The 16720-nt window shown below is 67.4% G+C and carries 17 protein-coding genes; all 17 read left to right on the top strand.

What is annotated here, in order from left to right; all coding sequences use genetic code 11:
* Positions 1–12 precede the first annotated feature (12 nt).
* The 17 genes from dnaJ (at position 13) to asd (ending at position 16477) form a co-directional block, all read left to right on the top strand.
* On the top strand, positions 13–1143 hold the full coding sequence (dnaJ, locus tag I3K84_RS19530; RefSeq protein WP_135148585.1) for a molecular chaperone DnaJ: 1131 nt from the start codon (positions 13–15) through the stop codon (positions 1141–1143).
* Between the two features lie 190 nt (positions 1144–1333).
* Positions 1334–2380: a peptidase U32 family protein gene (locus I3K84_RS19525; protein ID WP_011806341.1), complete on the top strand. Its 1047-nt coding sequence runs from the start codon at positions 1334–1336 to the stop codon at positions 2378–2380.
* A gap of 109 nt (positions 2381–2489) precedes the next feature.
* Positions 2490–3392 carry a U32 family peptidase gene (locus tag I3K84_RS19520; RefSeq protein WP_011806342.1) on the top strand — a complete coding sequence of 301 codons (903 nt, stop codon included), beginning with the start codon at positions 2490–2492 and terminating at the stop codon, positions 3390–3392.
* Between the two features lie 25 nt (positions 3393–3417).
* Positions 3418–3936, top strand: coding sequence for an SCP2 domain-containing protein (locus tag I3K84_RS19515; protein ID WP_172207908.1), 519 nt, complete (start codon positions 3418–3420; stop codon positions 3934–3936).
* Complete coding sequence (locus I3K84_RS19510; protein ID WP_015913934.1) at positions 3933–4331, top strand: putative zinc-binding protein; 399 nt, start codon at positions 3933–3935, stop codon at positions 4329–4331. The genes I3K84_RS19515 and I3K84_RS19510 overlap by 4 nt, the downstream gene beginning before the upstream one ends.
* A complete protein-coding gene (locus I3K84_RS19505) occupies positions 4328–4915 on the top strand; it encodes a UbiX family flavin prenyltransferase (protein ID WP_011806345.1) in 588 nt (195 codons plus the stop codon). Before I3K84_RS19510 ends, I3K84_RS19505 begins: the two co-directional genes overlap by 4 nt.
* 56 nt (positions 4916–4971) lie before the next feature.
* Entirely contained in the window at positions 4972–6456 is a 1485-nt protein-coding gene (gene ubiD / locus I3K84_RS19500) for a 4-hydroxy-3-polyprenylbenzoate decarboxylase (protein ID WP_172207910.1), read from the top strand.
* A 64-nt stretch (positions 6457–6520) separates the two neighbouring features.
* Entirely contained in the window at positions 6521–7681 is a 1161-nt protein-coding gene (locus I3K84_RS19495; RefSeq protein ID WP_196995192.1) for a cytochrome P450, read from the top strand.
* A 44-nt stretch (positions 7682–7725) separates the two neighbouring features.
* A complete protein-coding gene (locus tag I3K84_RS19490) occupies positions 7726–9090 on the top strand; it encodes an MBL fold metallo-hydrolase (RefSeq protein WP_196995191.1) in 1365 nt (454 codons plus the stop codon).
* 185 nt (positions 9091–9275) lie between these two features.
* Positions 9276–10232: a LysR family transcriptional regulator gene (locus tag I3K84_RS19485; RefSeq protein ID WP_047350751.1), complete on the top strand. Its 957-nt coding sequence runs from the start codon at positions 9276–9278 to the stop codon at positions 10230–10232.
* A 40-nt stretch (positions 10233–10272) separates the two neighbouring features.
* Positions 10273–11694 carry a 3-isopropylmalate dehydratase large subunit gene (gene leuC, locus I3K84_RS19480; protein ID WP_196995190.1) on the top strand — a complete coding sequence of 474 codons (1422 nt, stop codon included), beginning with the start codon at positions 10273–10275 and terminating at the stop codon, positions 11692–11694.
* 13 nt (positions 11695–11707) lie between these two features.
* The gene (locus tag I3K84_RS19475) at positions 11708–11830 is read left to right on the top strand and encodes an entericidin A/B family lipoprotein (protein ID WP_011806351.1); all 123 of its coding nucleotides are present in this window, start codon (positions 11708–11710) and stop codon (positions 11828–11830) included.
* A 31-nt stretch (positions 11831–11861) separates the two neighbouring features.
* Entirely contained in the window at positions 11862–12269 is a 408-nt protein-coding gene (locus tag I3K84_RS19470; RefSeq protein WP_011806352.1) for a hypothetical protein, read from the top strand.
* Positions 12270–12310: 41 nt separating this feature from the next.
* Complete coding sequence (leuD, locus tag I3K84_RS19465; RefSeq protein WP_011806353.1) at positions 12311–12961, top strand: 3-isopropylmalate dehydratase small subunit; 651 nt, start codon at positions 12311–12313, stop codon at positions 12959–12961.
* 96 nt (positions 12962–13057) lie between these two features.
* Positions 13058–14131: a 3-isopropylmalate dehydrogenase gene (gene leuB, locus I3K84_RS19460; RefSeq protein ID WP_011806354.1), complete on the top strand. Its 1074-nt coding sequence runs from the start codon at positions 13058–13060 to the stop codon at positions 14129–14131.
* Positions 14132–14293: 162 nt separating this feature from the next.
* Positions 14294–15067, top strand: a complete 774-nt coding sequence (locus I3K84_RS19455) for an SDR family oxidoreductase (protein ID WP_196995189.1) — start codon at positions 14294–14296, stop codon at positions 15065–15067.
* Positions 15068–15346: 279 nt separating this feature from the next.
* The gene (gene asd / locus I3K84_RS19450; protein ID WP_011806356.1) at positions 15347–16477 is read left to right on the top strand and encodes an aspartate-semialdehyde dehydrogenase; all 1131 of its coding nucleotides are present in this window, start codon (positions 15347–15349) and stop codon (positions 16475–16477) included.
* Positions 16478–16720 lie beyond the last annotated feature (243 nt).

The raw sequence follows: 16720 nt of genomic DNA, 5'->3' as shown, positions 1-16720 counted from the left end.
TGAAGATTGCCCATGTCCAAGAGAGATTTTTACGAGGTCCTTGGCGTTCCCAAGAACGCCTCGGACGATGAGATCAAGAAAGCCTATCGCAAGCTCGCGATGAAGTACCACCCTGACCGCAACCAGGGTGATGCTGCCAAGCCTGCCGAAGAGAAGTTCAAGGAGGCCAAGGAAGCCTACGAGATCCTGTCCGACGCACAGAAACGCGCCGCCTACGACCAGTACGGCCACGCGGGCGTAGACCCCAACATGCGTGGCGGCATGGGTGGCGCCGAGGGCTTTGGTGGCTTTGCCGAAGCCTTCGGAGACATCTTCGGCGACATGTTCGGCGGCGCGCGCGGGCGCGGCGGCCGGCAGGTGTACCGCGGCAACGACCTCTCCTACGCGATGGAAATCACGCTGGAGGAAGCCGCCAAGGGCAAGGAAGCGCAGATCCGCATTCCCAGTTGGGAAAGCTGCGAGACCTGCCACGGCAGCGGCGCCAAACCCGGCACCAGCGCCAAGACCTGCGGCACCTGCCAGGGCTCTGGCACGGTGCAGATGCGCCAGGGTTTCTTCAGCGTGCAGCAGACCTGCCCCCACTGCCGCGGCACGGGCAAGATCATTCCCGAGCCCTGCACGGCCTGCCACGGCCAGGGCCGGGTCAAGAAACAAAAGACGCTGGAGGTGAAGATCCCCGCCGGCATCGACGACGGCATGCGCATCCGCTCCACCGGCAACGGGGAACCGGGCACCAATGGCGGGCCGCCGGGCGACCTGTACATCGAGATCCGCATCAGGAAGCACGACATCTTCGAGCGCGACGGCGACGATCTGCACTGCCAGGTTCCGGTGAGCTTCATCACCGCGGCGCTGGGTGGAGAGATCGAGGTGCCCACGCTGCAGGGCAAGGCGGCCATCGATATCCCCGAAGGCACACAGGCCGGCAAACAGTTTCGCCTGAGGGGCAAGGGCATCAAGGGGGTGCGCTCCAGCTACCCCGGCGATCTGTACTGCCACATCATCGTGGAAACCCCGGTCAAGCTCACCGAGCACCAGCGCAAGCTGCTCAAGGAACTGGACGAGTCGCTCAAGAAGGGCGGTGCCAAGCATTCGCCGTCCACCGAGAGCTGGACCGACCGGCTCAAGAGCTTCTTCAGCTGACCCCCTGGACAAGGCCCGCGGACAGCGGGCCTTTTTTTGCCTGGGCTTTGGTCAATCCCGATCTGTTTATTCAGGAACGACCGGCCCATCGTTGACAAAAATCAGGTTATGGGTATTCACCGCGACCTAAGGTACGCAGCCTGCGCAGGATCAGACGATCCGCGCACAAGCCAGCCGAAAGAGCGCCCCCGTGACCGACCCAGCCCGCCAACCGACTTCCCCCGACATCCCTTCCGCACCCGAACTGGTCTGCCCCGCCGGCAGCCTGCCTGCACTCAAGGCGGCCGTTGACGGCGGAGCCGACTGTGTCTACCTCGGACTGCGCGACGCGACGAATGCACGCAATTTCGCGGGTCTGAACTTTGACGAGGCGGCCATCCAGAACGGCATTGCCTACGCCCATGCGCGCGGGCGCAAGGTGCTGCTGGCACTCAACACCTACCCGCAGGCCGCCAACCCCGCCCCCTGGCGCGCCGCCCTGGACCGCGCGGCCGCCTGGGGGATCGACGCCGTGATCATGGCCGATCCCGGCCTTATGCAATACGCCATGCGCCACCATCCGCAGCTGCGGCTGCACCTGTCGGTGCAGGGCTCGGCCACCAACCACGACGCCATCAACTTCTACCACCAGCAGTTCGGCATCCAGCGCGCCGTGCTGCCGCGCGTGCTCTCGCTGGAGCAGGTGCGCCAGGTGATCGACCGCACGCCGGTGGAGATCGAGGTGTTCGCCTTCGGCAGCCTGTGCGTGATGGTCGAAGGGCGCTGCGCGCTGTCGTCTTATGCCACGGGTGAGTCGCCCAACACGCACGGCGTGTGCTCACCCGCGAAGTTCGTGCGCTGGCAGGAGACGCCCAAGGGCCTGGAGTCGCGCCTGAATGGCGTGCTCATCGACCGCTACGGCAACGGCGAGAACGCCGGCTACCCCACGCTGTGCAAGGGCCGCTTCGACGTGGGCGACGAGAGCAACTACTACGCGCTGGAGGAACCCACCAGCCTCAACACGCTGGAACTGCTGCCCAAGCTTGTGAAGATGGGCGTGCGTGCCTTCAAGATCGAGGGCCGTCAGCGCAGCCCCGCGTACGTGGCCCAGGTGACCAAGGTCTGGCGCGAGGCCATCGACCACTGCATGGCGCAAGGCCACCTGTACAGCCCCAAGACCGCCTGGATGGCCAGCCTGGACCAGGTGGCCGAGGGCCAGCAGCACACGCTGGGCGCCTACCACCGCCCCTGGAAATGAAGTGCGAAGAACACCCCCCTGTGCCGTTGCCCGGCAGCCTGGGCCTGGGTCACGCCGATTTATGCGGCGGGGACTGCGCTTGGCCCCCTGAAGAACTGAGAGCATCAAGATGAAACTAGCCCTGGGCCCGCTGCAGTACTACTGGCCGCGCGATACCGTTTTTGATTTTTACCAGGCCATGGCCGAGACGCCGGTGGACGTCGTCTACCTTGGCGAAGCCGTGTGCTCGCGCCGCCGCGAGCTGCGCCAGAGCGACTGGATCGACATCGCACGCATGCTGCGCGACGCCGGCAAGCAGGCGGTGCTCTCCACCATGGTGCTGCTGGAGTCCACCTCCGACGTATCCGCCATGCACAAGATCGCCCAGGACGAGGAATTCCTCATCGAGGCGAACGACATGGGCGCCGTGCACCAGCTCGCAGGCAAGCGCGCCTTCGTCGCCGGCCCCCAGCTCAACCTGTTCAATGCCGATTCGCTGAACTGGATGGTCGGCCTGGGCGCCAGCCGCTGGGTCATGCCATTGGAGATGCGCCAGGCCGACCTGGCCGTGCTGCAGCAGCACAAACCCGCGGGGCTGGAGACCGAAGTCTTCGCCTACGGCCGCATGCCCTTGGCGTTCTCGGCGCGCTGCTTCACGGCACGCCACCACAACCTGCCCAAGGACGACTGCGGTTTTCGCTGCATCGAGCACCCGGACGGCCAGCTGCTGGCCACCCGCGAAGGCGAGGGCTTCCTGGTGCTCAACGGCATCCAGACCCAGTCGGCGCGCGTGCACAACCTCATACAGGACGTACCTGCGCTGCGCGCGCTGGGCGTGGAACTGCTGCGCCTGTCCCCCCAATCGCAGCACATGGCAGAGGTCATTGCCGCCTTCGACGCGGCCCGCAAGGCGCCCCAACCCGATGCAGGTGCCCTTGACCGCATGCGCCCCCTGATGCCCGAGGCCCCCTGCAACGGTTACTGGCACGGCAAGCCCGGGCTGGATCTGGTGCAGCCCGCCGTGACATCCTGAGCCACCGCACTTACTCCTTCAAGCCATGACCGCTACCCCACCCGCACCGTTCACCCTGCCGCGCCCCGTGGGCGCCGTGCTCTCGCGTCTGCCCGCCTATCCGGGCTCGGTCCTGCTGGTTACGGCCATCAACCTGGCCCTGTCGCGCCACCTGCCGCAGGACGTGAAGGACCTGCTCAAGGACAAGCGCCTGTCCATCCGCGTGCGCGACGCGCGCGTGGCCTTCGACTTCACCTGGAACGGCCAACGCTTTGCGCCCAGCGCGCCGCAGGGCAACCCGGACCTCGCGATCAGCGCCAATGCGCAGGACTTCGTGCTGCTGGCGCAACGCCGCCAGGACCCGGACACGCTGTTCTTCAACCGCCGCCTGGTGATGGAGGGCGACACCGAGCTGGGCCTGGTGGTCAAGAACGCGCTGGACGCCATCGACCTGCCCGTGCTCGACCCGCGCCACTGGGCGCCGCGCGCCGTGCTCTCGCGCTGGGCCCCGCAGCTTGCGCGACAATTGCCGCCTCTTGCGCCCTTCTTTGGAGGTCGTTCGTGACGGAACCTGCCCCTTGCGATGTCCACCCGCTGGTCTATTCCTGCTCCGGCTGCTCCAGCGCCGCGCAGCTGGCCAACCATGTCGCCGTGCGGCTGGACCGTGAGGGCGTGGCGGAGATGTCGTGCATCGCTGGCGTGGGGGGCGACGTGCCCAAGCTGGTCAAGCTGGCGCGCTCGGGCCGTCCCATCATCGCGCTCGACGGCTGCCCCCTGGTGTGCGTGAAAAGCAGCCTGGCGCGCCACGGCATTACGCCGGCACGCCACTTCCAGTTGCATGAATACGGCGTGAAGAAGCGCAACCACCAGGACTTCGACCCGGCCGAGGCCGCCCAGGTGCTGGCGCGCATCCAGGCCGACCTGCACGACCATCCCCTGCGCTCCAAGGCCGCCGCATGAGCCAGCCGCCCCGCCGCGTGATCGTGGGCATCTCGGGTGCCAGCGGCGCCGTGTATGGCGCACGCCTGCTGCAGGCGCTGCAGGACATGCCCAACGTGGAATCGCACCTGGTCGTCTCCGACGCCGGCTGGCGCAACCTGCGCCACGAGCTGGACATGGACCGCGCCAGCGTCGAGGCGCTGGCGGACGTGGTGCACGACCTCGCCAACGTGGGCGCCAGCATTGCCAGCGGCTCGTTCGCCGCGCACGGCATGGTGGTGGCGCCCTGCTCCATGCGCACGCTGGCGGCCGTGGCCCACGGCCTGGCGGACAACCTGCTCACGCGCGCGGCCGACGTGGTGCTCAAGGAGCGGCGCCGCCTGGTGCTGATGGTGCGCGAATCCCCTCTGCACCTGGTGCACCTGCGCAACATGGCGACGGTGACCGAGATGGGCGGCATCGTGTGCCCGCCCATGCCCGCGTTCTACCAGCGCCCCACCAGCGTGGGCGAGATCGTGGACCACAGCGTGGCCCGCGTGCTGGACCTGCTGGGGCTGGAGCACGCCCTGGCGCCGCAATGGCAGGGCCTGCCGTTGGACTCCTGAAACAATAGCTGCTAGCGCTTGCTGGATAAGCGCTGGAGCCTGATTTCATTCAAAGCATGCATTACCGCGACCTGCGCGACTTCATGGCCCAGCTGGAGGCCGCGGGCGAATTGCGCCGCATTGCCGAGCCCGTATCCCCTCACCTGGAAATGACCGCGCTGGCCGACCGCGTACTGCGCGCGGGCGGCCCCGCATTGCTGTTCGAGCACCCCACGGGCCATACCATGCCGGTGCTCGCCAACCTGTTCGGCACGCCCGGGCGCGTGGCGCGCGCGCTGGGCGTGGCGGGGCTGCCGGAGATCCGCGCCTTCGGCGAGGTGCTGGCTCAGCTCAAGGAGCCCGAGCCGCCACGCGGCATGAAGGACCTGTGGGGCAAGCGCGATCTGCTCAAGACGCTGTGGAGCATGGCCCCTGCCACCGTGCGCCGCCCGCCCTGCCAGGAGGTGGTGTGGGAGGGCAGCGACGTCGACCTGACCCGCCTGCCCATCCAGCACTGCTGGCCTGGCGACGTGGCGCCATTGGTCACCTGGGGTCTCACCATCACGCGCGGGCCGCGCAAGGCACGCCAGAACTTAGGGATATACCGCCAGCAGCTGCTGGGCAAGAACCAGCTCATCATGCGCTGGCTGTCGCACCGCGGCGGTGCGCTGGACTTTGCCGACCACTGCCGGCTCAACCCCGGCCAGCCCTACCCGGTGGCCGTGGCCATCGGGGCCGACCCGGCCACCATCCTGGGCGCCGTCACGCCCGTGCCCGACACGCTGTCGGAATACCAGTTCGCCGGCCTGCTGCGCGGCGCGCGCACCGAGGTGGCGCCCGCTTTAGGCGTGCCGCTGTCGATACCGGCCAGCGCCGAGATCGTGCTGGAAGGCCACATCCATCCCGATGCCAACGACAAGAGCGGCTGGCAGCACGCGCTGGAAGGCCCCTACGGCGACCACACTGGCTACTACAACGAGTGCGCCGAGTTCCCCGTGTTCACCGTCGAGCGCATCACGCAGCGCCAGGACGCCCTGTACCACAGCACCTACACGGGCAAGCCGCCCGACGAGCCGGCCATGCTGGGCCTGGCGCTGAACGAGCTGTTCGTGCCGCTGCTGCAGCGCGCCTTCCCGGAGATCATCGACTTCTACCTGCCGCCCGAGGCGTGCAGCTATCGCATGGCGGTGGTGCGCATCCGCAAGGCCTATGCGGGCCATGCACGGCGCGTGATGATGGGCGTGTGGAGCCACCTGCGCCAGTTCCTCTACACCAAGTTCATCGTGGTGGTGGACGAAGACGTGGACGCACGCGACTGGAAGGAAGTCATCTGGGCCCTGACCACACGCATGGACCCGGCGCGCGACACCCTGTTGATCGAGCACACGCCCATCGACTACCTGGACTTCGCCTCGCCCGTGGCAGGCCTGGGCAGCAAGATGGGGCTGGACGCCACCAACAAATGGCCCGGGGAGACCCAGCGCGAATGGGGCCGTCCCATGGCCATGGATGCCGGCGTGAGCCAGCGCATGAACGCGCTGGCCGACGCGCTGGGACTGTAGAACCCGTCTGCGATCGCCTCGCCGGGTGGGCGAAGCCGCAGGAAGCCTTCCAAGGAGACCCCCCATGTCCACGACACCGCCCCGCTGGGACCCGCAAGCCCCCGAAGTCCTGCGCGACCAGCGCGCCGCCTACGACCAGCTGCGCGAGCGCTGCCCGCTGGCGCACAGCGACGCACAGCACTGGTCTGTGCTGCGACACGCCGAGGTCATGCAGGTGCTCGGCGACCATGCCACCTTCAGCAGTGCGGTGTCCGCCCACCCGGCCGTGCCCAATGGCTACGACCAGCCCCTGCACACGCAGTACCGCCGCGCGCTCGACCCGTTCTTCGCCCCCGAGCGCATGGCGCACTTCGAGCCCGTGTGTCGCGCGCTGTCGGCCGCCACGGTGCAGGAGGCCCTGGCCCTGGGCGGCGAGCTGGAGATCACCCACGAGTTCGCCCTGCCCTTCGCGGTGCGCGTGCAGTCCGCGTTCCTCGGCTGGCCCACGCTGCTGCAAGACGAGCTGCTCGGCTGGCTGCGCCGCAGCCAGGCCGCCACCCGCTCGGGCGACCGCACGCAGACCTCGGCCGTTGCGCAGGAGTTCGAAGACCTGGTCGGGCGCGTGCGCCAGGCCCGCCTGGAGGCGCCGCCCACGCAGGACATCACCAGCGAACTGATGCACACCCGTGTGGAGGGCCGCCTGCTGGACCTGCGCGAGCTTGCCAGCGTGCTGCGCAACTGGACGGTGGGCGAGGTCGGCACGATTGCGGCCTCCATCGGCATCCTGCTGCACTGGCTGGCGAGCCACCCCGACTGGCAGCAACGCCTGCGCACGCAGCCCGGCCTCTTGCCCACGGCCATCGACGAGGTGCTGCGCATCGACGGCCCGCTCGTTGCCAACCGCCGCATCACCACCCGCGACGTGACGCTGGGCGGCTGCCCCGTGCCGATGGGCGAGCGCCTGTCCATCCACTGGATCGCCGCCAACCGCGACCCGCGCGTGTTCGGCGACCCGGATGAATTTCGCATGGACCGCGATCCCGCGCTCAACCTGCTGTATGGCGCAGGCATCCACGTCTGCCCCGGCGCGCCGTTGGCGCGGCTGGAACTGCGGGTGCTGATGGAGGAGTTGCTGGCGCGCACCAGCGCCATCGCACTGCCCGCAGGCCATGCGCCTACGCGGGCCACAGCCCCGGACGCCGGCTACGCCACGTTGCGGGTGCGTTTGCATCAAACACCCGCGTAGCGCCGTCTGCTACGCTGACGGTCGTCACTTCACAAAGCCATTCCATGTCCGTCAGCATCACTTTCCTCGGCGGGGCCGGCACCGTCACCGGCTCCAAATACCTCGTACGCCACGGCGGCCAGGCGCTGCTCGTGGACTGCGGCCTGTTCCAGGGCTACAAGCCGCTGCGCCTGCGCAACTGGAACCCGCTGCCGGTGGCGCCGCAGGACATTGACGCCGTGCTGCTCACCCATGCCCACCTGGACCACTCGGGCTACCTGCCGCTGCTGGCCAAGGACGGCTTTGGCGGGCCGGTGTTCTGCACGGCCGGCACGCGCGATCTATGCGCCATCCTGCTGCCCGACAGCGGCCATCTGCAGGAAGAAGACGCGGCTTTCCTCAACCGGCACAAGCTCAGCAAGCACGAACCCGCCCTGCCGCTGTACACGCGCCTGGACGCGCAGCACTGCCTGTCGCTGCTGCAAGTGCAGCCCACGCACCAGACCTTCGAGCCCATCCGCGGCTGGCGCGCCACCTTCCAGAACGCAGGCCACATCCTGGGTGCGGCCAGCGTGCTGCTGGAGGTGGGAGGGCGGCGCATCCTGTTCTCTGGCGACCTGGGCCGCCCGGACGACCTGCTGATGCATGCGCCCGACGCGCCGCCCGCGGCCGACACCGTGCTCATCGAGTCCACCTACGGCGACCGCAGCCACCCACCCGGCACGGTGCTGGACGAGCTGGGGCCCGCGCTGGCACGCCTGGCTGCACGCGGCGGCGTGGCGGTGGTGCCGGTATTCGCCGTGGGGCGCGCGCAGACGGTGATGTACGCCATCGCCCAGTTGAAGGCCCGCGGCGAAGTGCCTTCCGGACTGCGCGTGTACCTGGACAGCCCCATGGCCGTGAGCGCCACGGAGCTGTTCCAGAACCACCTGAGCGAGACCCGGATCAACCGCTCCGAACTGCACGCCATGGCGCGCGGCACGACGCTGGTGCACAGCGTGGACGAGTCCAAGGCGCTGGCCCGTCTGCACGGGCCGCGCGTGATCCTGTCGGCCAGCGGCATGGCCACGGGCGGGCGCGTGCTGCACCATTTGGCGCTGCACGCGGGCGACCATCGCAACATGATCATCCTCACCGGCCACCAGGCGGGCGGTACGCGCGGCGCCCGCATCGCCGCGGGCGAAAAAACCATCCGCATCCACGGGCGCGACGTGGCCATCCGTGCCGAGGTGGTGCAATTGGCCACGGCCTCGGCCCACGCCGATGGCGACCAACTGGTGGCCTGGCTGCGCTCCATGCCCTCCACACCCCGTCAGGTGTACGTGGTGCATGGGGAGATGGCTGCGGCCGACATGCTGCGCCAGCGCATCGACCATGCGCTGGGCTGGCCCGTGGAGGTTCCCGAGCATGGCGACAGCGTGACGCTCTAAACAAGAGCCAAAACAGCCTCCAGCGCTTATCTGATGAGCGCTTCAAGCTATATTTTTCATAGCAAATCCGCCGCTATGTCTCATCCAGCGGCATGTGAGCCATCGCGTATCGCGATGACAACCAGCGGATATACAGGGGAAAATAGGGGAATCACCTCGTCAAACGAGAAGTCGCTCCACCCCCGATGAAAAGCTCAGAGCGCAGCTTTGCGCGCCGCATTGACCTCACCTCGCTGCAACTGTTCGTGGCCGTCTGCGAACTGGGCAGCATCGGCCGCGCGGCCGAGCGGGAGTTCATCGCCGCCTCGGCGGTGAGCAAGCGCCTGTCCGACCTGGAGGCTGCGGTCGACACGGCCCTGCTGTACCGCCACAGCCGCGGCGTGACGCTGACCCCCGCTGGCGAAAGCCTGCTGCACCACGCGCGCAACGTGCTGTTCGGGCTGGAGCGCATGCAGGGTGAGCTTTCCGAGTACGCCGACGGCGTGCGCGGCCATGTGCGCATGCACGCCAACATCTCTGCCATCGTGCAGTTCCTGCCCGAGGACCTGGGCGCGTTCGCCCAGGCACACAGCCAGATCAAGATCGATCTGCAGGAGCACCTCTCGCCCGACGTGCTGCAGGCCGTGCACGAAGGCGCGGCGGATCTGGGGATCTGCAACGTACCCGCCACGGCCGCCCACGAAGGCCTGCAAAGCCGCCCCTACCGCAGCGACCGGCTGGTGCTGGTCGTGCCCCAGACGCACGCCCTGTCGACCCGCGCATCGATCCGCTTTGAAGAAGTGCTGGACTGGGACATCGTCGGGCTGCACGCGGGCAGCAGCATCAGCCTGGCCATGCGCCAGGCCGCCGCGCAGGCCGCGCGTCCGCTGCGCCAGCGCATCCAGGTCACCAGCCTGGACGCGATGTGCCGCATGATCGACAACGGCCTGGGCGTGGGCCTGCTGCCCGACCGGGCGTTTTCGCTGATGCGCGGCGTGGGGCAACTGGCCGCCGTGCCGCTGGACGAACCCTGGGCCCGGCGCGCGCTGCGCCTGGTGGCGCGCGACTTCGAGGCCCTGCCCGTCACGGCACGGCTGCTGGTCGAACACCTGGCGCCCGCGCCTGCCGCGACGCCCGCCGAGGACGGCGACACCCCCACCTAGAATTCTCACCACCCCACTGAACCCAAGAAACGAGATTGCCATGGGACGCACCCTGTACGACAAGATCTTCGACGAGCACGTCGTCCACACGGAAGAGGACGGCACCGCCGTGCTCTACATCGACCGCCACCTGGTGCATGAGGTGACCAGCCCGCAGGCCTTCGAAGGCCTGCGCGAGGCGGGCCGCAAGGTCTGGCGCGTGAGCTCCATCGTGGCCACGGCCGACCACAACACCCCCACCACCGGTTGGGAGCGCGGCTACGACGGCATTGCCGACCCCATCAGCAAGGAGCAGATCGTCACGCTGGACAAGAACATCCAGGAATCCGGTGCGGCAGCGTTCTTCCCCTTCCTGTCCAAGCGCCAGGGCATCGTGCACGTGATCGGCCCCGAGAACGGCGCCACCCTCCCGGGCATGACCGTGGTCTGCGGCGACAGCCACACCAGCACCCACGGCGCATTCGGCGCGCTGGCCCACGGCATCGGCACCAGCGAGGTGGAGCACGTGATGGCCACGCAGACCCTGCTGGCCAAGAAGGCCAAGAACATGCTGGTCAAAGTGAATGGCAAGGTCGCCCCTGGCATCACGGCCAAGGACATCGTGCTGGCCATCATCGGCAGGATCGGCACCGCCGGCGGCACGGGTTACACGATTGAATTTGCCGGTGAAGCCATCCGCGACCTGAGCATGGAAGGCCGCATGACCGTGTGCAACATGGCCATCGAAGCCGGCGCGCGCGCGGGCCTGGTGGCGGTGGACGACAAGACGATCAACTACGTGAAGGGCCGCCCGCTCGCACCCACGGGCGTGGAGTGGGACCAGGCCGTGGCGTACTGGAAGACGCTGCACTCGGACGCGGACGCCAAGTTCGACGCGGTGGTGGAGTTGAACGCCGTCGAGATCGTGCCGCAGGTCACCTGGGGCACCAGCCCCGAGATGGTGCTGGGCATCGACGCCGTGGTGCCCGACCCGGACAATGAGAAGGACCCGTCCAAGCGCGGCGCCATCGAACGTGCGCTGACCTACATGGGTCTGCAGCCCGGCAAGCCGATGGATGACATCTTCGTGGACAAGGTGTTCATCGGCTCGTGCACCAACAGCCGCATCGAGGACATGCGCGAAGCCGCCGCCGTGGTGAAGAAGCTCGGCCAGAAGGTCGCCAAGAACATCAAGCTGGCCATGGTGGTACCTGGCTCGGGCTTGGTGAAGGAACAGGCCGAACGCGAGGGGCTGGATGCGATTTTCAAGGCCGCGGGCTTTGAATGGCGCGAGCCCGGTTGCTCCATGTGCCTGGCCATGAATGCCGACCGCCTGGAGCCCGGCGAGCGCTGCGCTTCCACGTCCAACCGCAACTTCGAAGGCCGCCAGGGCGCGGGCGGGCGCACGCACCTCGTGAGCCCCGCCATGGCCGCGGCCGCCGCCATCCATGGCCACTTCGTGGACATCCGCCAGTTTGCTTAAGGAGCCTCCCACCATGAACAAGTCTCTCGCCGCCCTGCTCGCGCTGGCCTTCGTGCTGGCCGGCTGCAACACCGTCAAGGGCATGGGCCAGGACGTGCAGCGCGCCGGCAGCGCCATCGAACGCGCCGCCAAGTAAGTCCTCCACACCGCCATCCCAGGAGCTCCGCATGAAGAAAGCCCTCGCCTGCCTCGCCACCACGCTGCTGCTGGCCAGCCCCGCCCTGTCGTGGGCCGCCAACCGCGCCTGCGTCATCGAAGGCAGCATCACCTTCAGTGGCAAGACCACGCAGGTCAAGGACTGCATGGAATTCGCCGCCGGCGTGCCCGACGACCAGATCAAGGGCAGCTGCGGCGGCCTGGCGCAGATGTCCGCCCAACTGGGCGGCAAGCCCGGCAAGGTGAGCTACCTGCCGCAGTGCCCGCGCCCGGCCAGCGGCGCCTGCAAGGGGCTGATGGGTCAGCCCGTGGATGCCTACTACTACAACCTGACCGCCGATGCGCTGCAGGACAAGCGCAAGGCCTGCGAAACCTCCAGCGCACAGATCAAGGCCGGCACCTGGACCAACGGCCAGTAAGCCCGCGGGCCCCAACGCCACTTCTTTCCGGACACACCACCATGCAGAAATTCACCCTCCACAAGGGCCTCGTCGCCCCCATGGACCGCGAGAACGTCGATACCGACGCCATCATCCCCAAGCAGTTCCTCAAGTCGATCAAGAAGACGGGCTTCGGCCCCAACCTGTTCGACGAGTGGCGCTACCTCGACAAGGGCGAGCCGGGCGTGCCCGAATCCCAGCGCAAGCCCAACCCCGACTTCGTGCTGAACCAGCCGCGCTACCAGGGCGCGAGCATCCTGCTGGCGCGCAAGAACTTCGGCTGCGGCTCCAGCCGCGAGCACGCGCCCTGGGCGCTGGACCAATACGGTTTTCGCGCCATCATCGCGCCGAGCTTCGCCGACATCTTCTTCAACAACTGCTTCAAGAACGGCCTGCTGCCCATCGTGCTGCCCGAAGCCACGGTGGACCAGCTGTTCAACGAAGCGGCCGCCTTCCCCGGCTACCAGCTCACCGTCGACCTGGAGCGCCAGGTGGTGGTGCGTCCCCAGGGCGAGGAGATCCCCTTCGACGTGGTGCCGTTTCGCAAGTACTGCTTGCTCAACGGGTTTGACGACATCGGCCTGACGCTGCGCCATGCCGACAAGATCCGCGCGTTCGAAGCCGCACGCCTGGCCAGCAAGCCGTGGCTGAGCCACACCATGGCCGCGTGACCCGCCCCGGGCTCTGGCCGATTGATTACAAGCAAAAACAGCCTCCGACGCTTATCCATCAAGCGCTGACAGCTATCAAAACAGAAGTGAATGACCATGAAAATCGCAGTTCTGCCGGGTGACGGCATTGGCCCCGAGATCGTCGCCGAGGCCGTCAAGGTGCTCGAAGCCCTGGACCTGAAGCTGGAGATGGAGACGGCACCCGTGGGCGGCGCCGCCTACGAGGCCGCGGGCCACCCGCTGCCGGAGTCCACGTTGAATCTCGCCAAGAGTGCCGACGCCATCCTGTTCGGCGCCGTGGGCGACTGGAAGTACGACACGTTGGCGCGCCCGCTGCGCCCCGAGCAGGCCATCCTGGGCCTGCGCAAGCACCTGGGCCTGTTCGCCAACTTCCGTCCCGCGATCTGCTACGAGCAGCTCACGCACGCCTCCAGCCTCAAGCCCGAGCTGGTGGCCGGCCTGGACATCCTCATCATCCGCGAGCTGACCGGCGACATCTACTTCGGCCAGCCGCGCGGGCGTCGCACCGCCGCCGACGGCCACTTCCCCGGCGCCGAGGAAGCATTCGACACCATGCGCTACAGCAAGCCCGAGATCGAGCGCATCGCCCGCGTCGCGTTCGAGGCCGCGCGCAAGCGCAACAAGAAGGTCACCAGCGTGGACAAGGCCAACGTGCTGGAAACCTTCCAGTTCTGGAAGGACGTCGTGACCGAGGTGCACAAGGACTATCCCGACGTGGAGCTGCAGCACATGTACGTGGACAACGCGGCCATGCAGCTGGTGAAAGCGCCCAAGGCGTTCGACGTGATCGTCACCGGTAACATGTTCGGCGACATCCTCTCCGACGAAGCCTCCATGCTCACCGGCTCCATCGGCATGCTGCCCTCGGCCAGCCTGAACGACAAGAAGCAAGGCCTGTACGAGCCCAGCCACGGCAGCGCCCCCGACATCGCCGGCAAGGGCGTGGCCAACCCCCTGGCCACCATCCTCAGCGCTGCCATGATGCTGCGCTTCAGCCTGAACCAGGAAGAAGCCGCGCGCCGCATCGAAGCCGCGGTGCAGCAGGTGCTGGCCCAAGGCCTGCGCACGCCTGACATCTACAGCGACGGCACCACCAAGGTGGGCACGGCGCAGATGGGCGATGCCGTGGTGAAGGCCCTCGCTGCCTGACGGGCGGCCTCCCGCACAACGCGACAGCGGCCCTTCGGGGCCGCTTTTTCGTGGCGCGCAAGCAGCACAAGCGGCCACGCGGCATCGCAAGTCCGGATCCGGCCAGACGCATCGCCCACGGGCCGGGAGACTCTTCCTTCACCCAACCCGAAGGAGCGTCCCATGTCCCACCAACCGTCCCTCTCCCATCGCGTCGCCATCGTCACCGGCGCCAGTTCCGGCATCGGCCGCGCAGCGGCCCTGCTTTTCGCGGAGGCCGGCGCGGCCGTCGTCGTGGGCGCACGGCGCCAAGCGGAGCTGGACCAACTCGTCGCTGCCATCACCCAGCAGGGAGGGTCGGCTTCGGCAGTGGCCGGCGACGTGCGCGACGAGGCCTACGCACAAGCGCTCGTCGCCACTGCCGTGGAGCTTTTTGGCGGCCTCGATATCGCCTTCAACAACGCGGGCACCATGGGGCCGCTGCAACCCACGCCGGACGTGCAGTCGAGCGATGGGCGCGACACCCTGGAGACCAACCTCACCAGTGCCTTCCTGGGCGCCAAGCACCAGATTCCCGCAATGCTGGCGCGCGGAGGTGGTTCGATCATCCTCACCTCCACCTTCGTGGGGTATACCGCCGCATTTGCGGGCACGGCCGCGTATGCCGCGAGCAAGGCCGGCCTGATCGGCCTGACCCAGGCACTGGCCACGGAGTTCGGAGCGAAGGCCATCCGTGTGAATGCCTTGCTGCCCGGCGGCACCCTCACCCCCATGGCGCGCGCCATGAACGGAACACCCGAGGCGCTGTCCCAGGTCGCCCAACTGCATGCACTCAAGCGCCTGGCGCAGCCCCGGGAGATTGCCCAGGCCGCGTTGTACCTGGCGTCCGACGCGGCATCGTTCGTCACCGGGACAGCCATGCTGGTGGATGGCGGGGTGTCCATCCAGCGGGGCTGACCGCAGCGCAGCGGCGATGGCGGCGGCATGTCCAGCCATGGCCCGCATGGGTTCCGCTACAATGCCCAGCTATGTTTGCCGCCCGCCCGTTTGCCCTGAACACCGCCTCTGCCGCCAAGGCACGCAAGGCTGCGCGCGCAATCACCAAAACCACGACCATTACGGGCTGATCCAGCTCCGGCATCGTCGTGCGCCCTCCCTGGCCTAGACGAGCCGGGGGCGGAAGAAAGCAGCCACCGGTCGCGTGCGTACTGTTTTTTACTTTGAAAGGGCGATGAAATGAGCAAGTTGGTAGGTTTGGTCGGCTGGCGCGGCATGGTCGGCTCGGTCCTGATGGACCGCATGGCGCAGGAAAAGGACTTCGATCTGATCGAGCCCCTGTTCTTCTCCACCTCGAACGCAGGCGGCAAGGCGCCCGCCCAGGCCAAGAACGAGACCACGCTGCAGGACGCGTTCGACATCGAACAGCTCAAGCGCTGCGACATCATCCTCACCGCACAGGGCGGCGACTACACCAACGAGGTGTACCCCAAGCTGCGCGCGGCCGGCTGGAACGGCCACTGGATCGACGCCGCCTCCGCCCTGCGCATGGAAAAGAACGCGGTCATCGTGCTCGACCCGGTGAACATGCCCGTCATCAAGAACGCACTGGCGAACGGCGGCAAGGATTGGATTGGCGGCAACTGCACCGTGTCCTGCATGCTGATGGGCGTGGGTGCGCTGTACAAGGCCGGGCTCGTCGAGTGGATGAGCACCCAGACCTACCAGGCGGCCAGCGGCGGCGGCGCGCAGCACATGCGCGAACTGCTGACGCAGTACGGCACGCTGAATGCCGAGGTGAAGGCCCTGCTCGACGATCCCAAGAGCGCCATTCTGGAAATCGACCGCAAGGTCATCGCCAAGCAGCGCAGCCTGTCGGGCGCGGAGACGGCCAATTTCGGCGTGCCGCTGGGCGGCTCACTCATCCCGTGGATCGACAAGGACCTGGGCAACGGCATGTCCAAGGAAGAGTGGAAGGGCATGGCCGAGACCAACAAGATCCTGGGCCAGGGGGAAGGCTTCAACACCGCCGCAGTGCCGGTGGACGGTTTCTGCGTGCGCGTAGGCGCCATGCGCTGCCACAGCCAAGCACTGACCTTCAAGCTCAAGAAGGATGTGCCCGTAGCCGACATCGAGGCCATGATCGCTGCCGACAACGAGTGGGTGAAGGTGGTTCCCAATACGCGTGAGGCGACGCTGAAGGACCTGACTCCCGTGGCCGTCACCGGCACCATGACCATTCCCGTCGGCCGCATCCGCAAGCTGGCCATGGGTCCGGAGTATGTGGGCGCGTTCACCATCGGCGACCAGTTGCTGTGGGGCGCCGCCGAGCCGCTGCGCCGCATGCTGCGCATCCTGCTAGACGCCTGACGCAGATTCAACGCCACCTTCGGGTGGCGTTTTTTCGAGGTCATAGATTGATACGGCCCGTTACCGATCGTTGTCCATTACCAACAGGAATAAGGCCGTCCCGGCCTCTTCCCGCACCGTATAAAACGTGGCGCGACACCTCAGCTTGTCAGTGCAAAACATTGATGCTATGGTGCTTTTTACATATTTTCACGCGCCTGGGCGGCTCGATCACGACCAGAAAAATACCGCCCCCTCGGCACC

The organism is Diaphorobacter sp. JS3051 (assembly GCF_015832135.1).
Taxonomy (GTDB): domain Bacteria; phylum Pseudomonadota; class Gammaproteobacteria; order Burkholderiales; family Burkholderiaceae_C; genus Diaphorobacter; species Diaphorobacter nitroreducens.
This window is presented reverse-complemented; position numbering and strand designations above follow the sequence as displayed.

Bases quoted from the DNA above. Each gene is read 5' to 3' on its own strand.
- I3K84_RS19490 (WP_196995191.1), top strand. From the start codon at position 7,726: ATGTCCGTCAGCATCACTTTCCTCGGCGGGGCCGGCACCGTCACCGGC.
- I3K84_RS19520 (WP_011806342.1), top strand. From the start codon at position 2,490: ATGAAACTAGCCCTGGGCCCGCTGCAGTACTACTGGCCGCGCGATACC.
- I3K84_RS19470 (WP_011806352.1), top strand. From the start codon at position 11,862: ATGAAGAAAGCCCTCGCCTGCCTCGCCACCACGCTGCTGCTGGCCAGC.
- leuD (WP_011806353.1), top strand. From the start codon at position 12,311: ATGCAGAAATTCACCCTCCACAAGGGCCTCGTCGCCCCCATGGACCGC.
- I3K84_RS19515 (WP_172207908.1), top strand. From the start codon at position 3,418: ATGACCGCTACCCCACCCGCACCGTTCACCCTGCCGCGCCCCGTGGGC.
- I3K84_RS19505 (WP_011806345.1), top strand. From the start codon at position 4,328: ATGAGCCAGCCGCCCCGCCGCGTGATCGTGGGCATCTCGGGTGCCAGC.
- I3K84_RS19475 (WP_011806351.1), top strand. From the start codon at position 11,708: ATGAACAAGTCTCTCGCCGCCCTGCTCGCGCTGGCCTTCGTGCTGGCC.
- leuB (WP_011806354.1), top strand. From the start codon at position 13,058: ATGAAAATCGCAGTTCTGCCGGGTGACGGCATTGGCCCCGAGATCGTC.
- dnaJ (WP_135148585.1), top strand. From the start codon at position 13: ATGTCCAAGAGAGATTTTTACGAGGTCCTTGGCGTTCCCAAGAACGCC.
- I3K84_RS19495 (WP_196995192.1), top strand. From the start codon at position 6,521: ATGTCCACGACACCGCCCCGCTGGGACCCGCAAGCCCCCGAAGTCCTG.
- leuC (WP_196995190.1), top strand. From the start codon at position 10,273: ATGGGACGCACCCTGTACGACAAGATCTTCGACGAGCACGTCGTCCAC.
- I3K84_RS19455 (WP_196995189.1), top strand. From the start codon at position 14,294: ATGTCCCACCAACCGTCCCTCTCCCATCGCGTCGCCATCGTCACCGGC.
- I3K84_RS19485 (WP_047350751.1), top strand. From the start codon at position 9,276: ATGAAAAGCTCAGAGCGCAGCTTTGCGCGCCGCATTGACCTCACCTCG.
- ubiD (WP_172207910.1), top strand. From the start codon at position 4,972: ATGCATTACCGCGACCTGCGCGACTTCATGGCCCAGCTGGAGGCCGCG.
- asd (WP_011806356.1), top strand. From the start codon at position 15,347: ATGAGCAAGTTGGTAGGTTTGGTCGGCTGGCGCGGCATGGTCGGCTCG.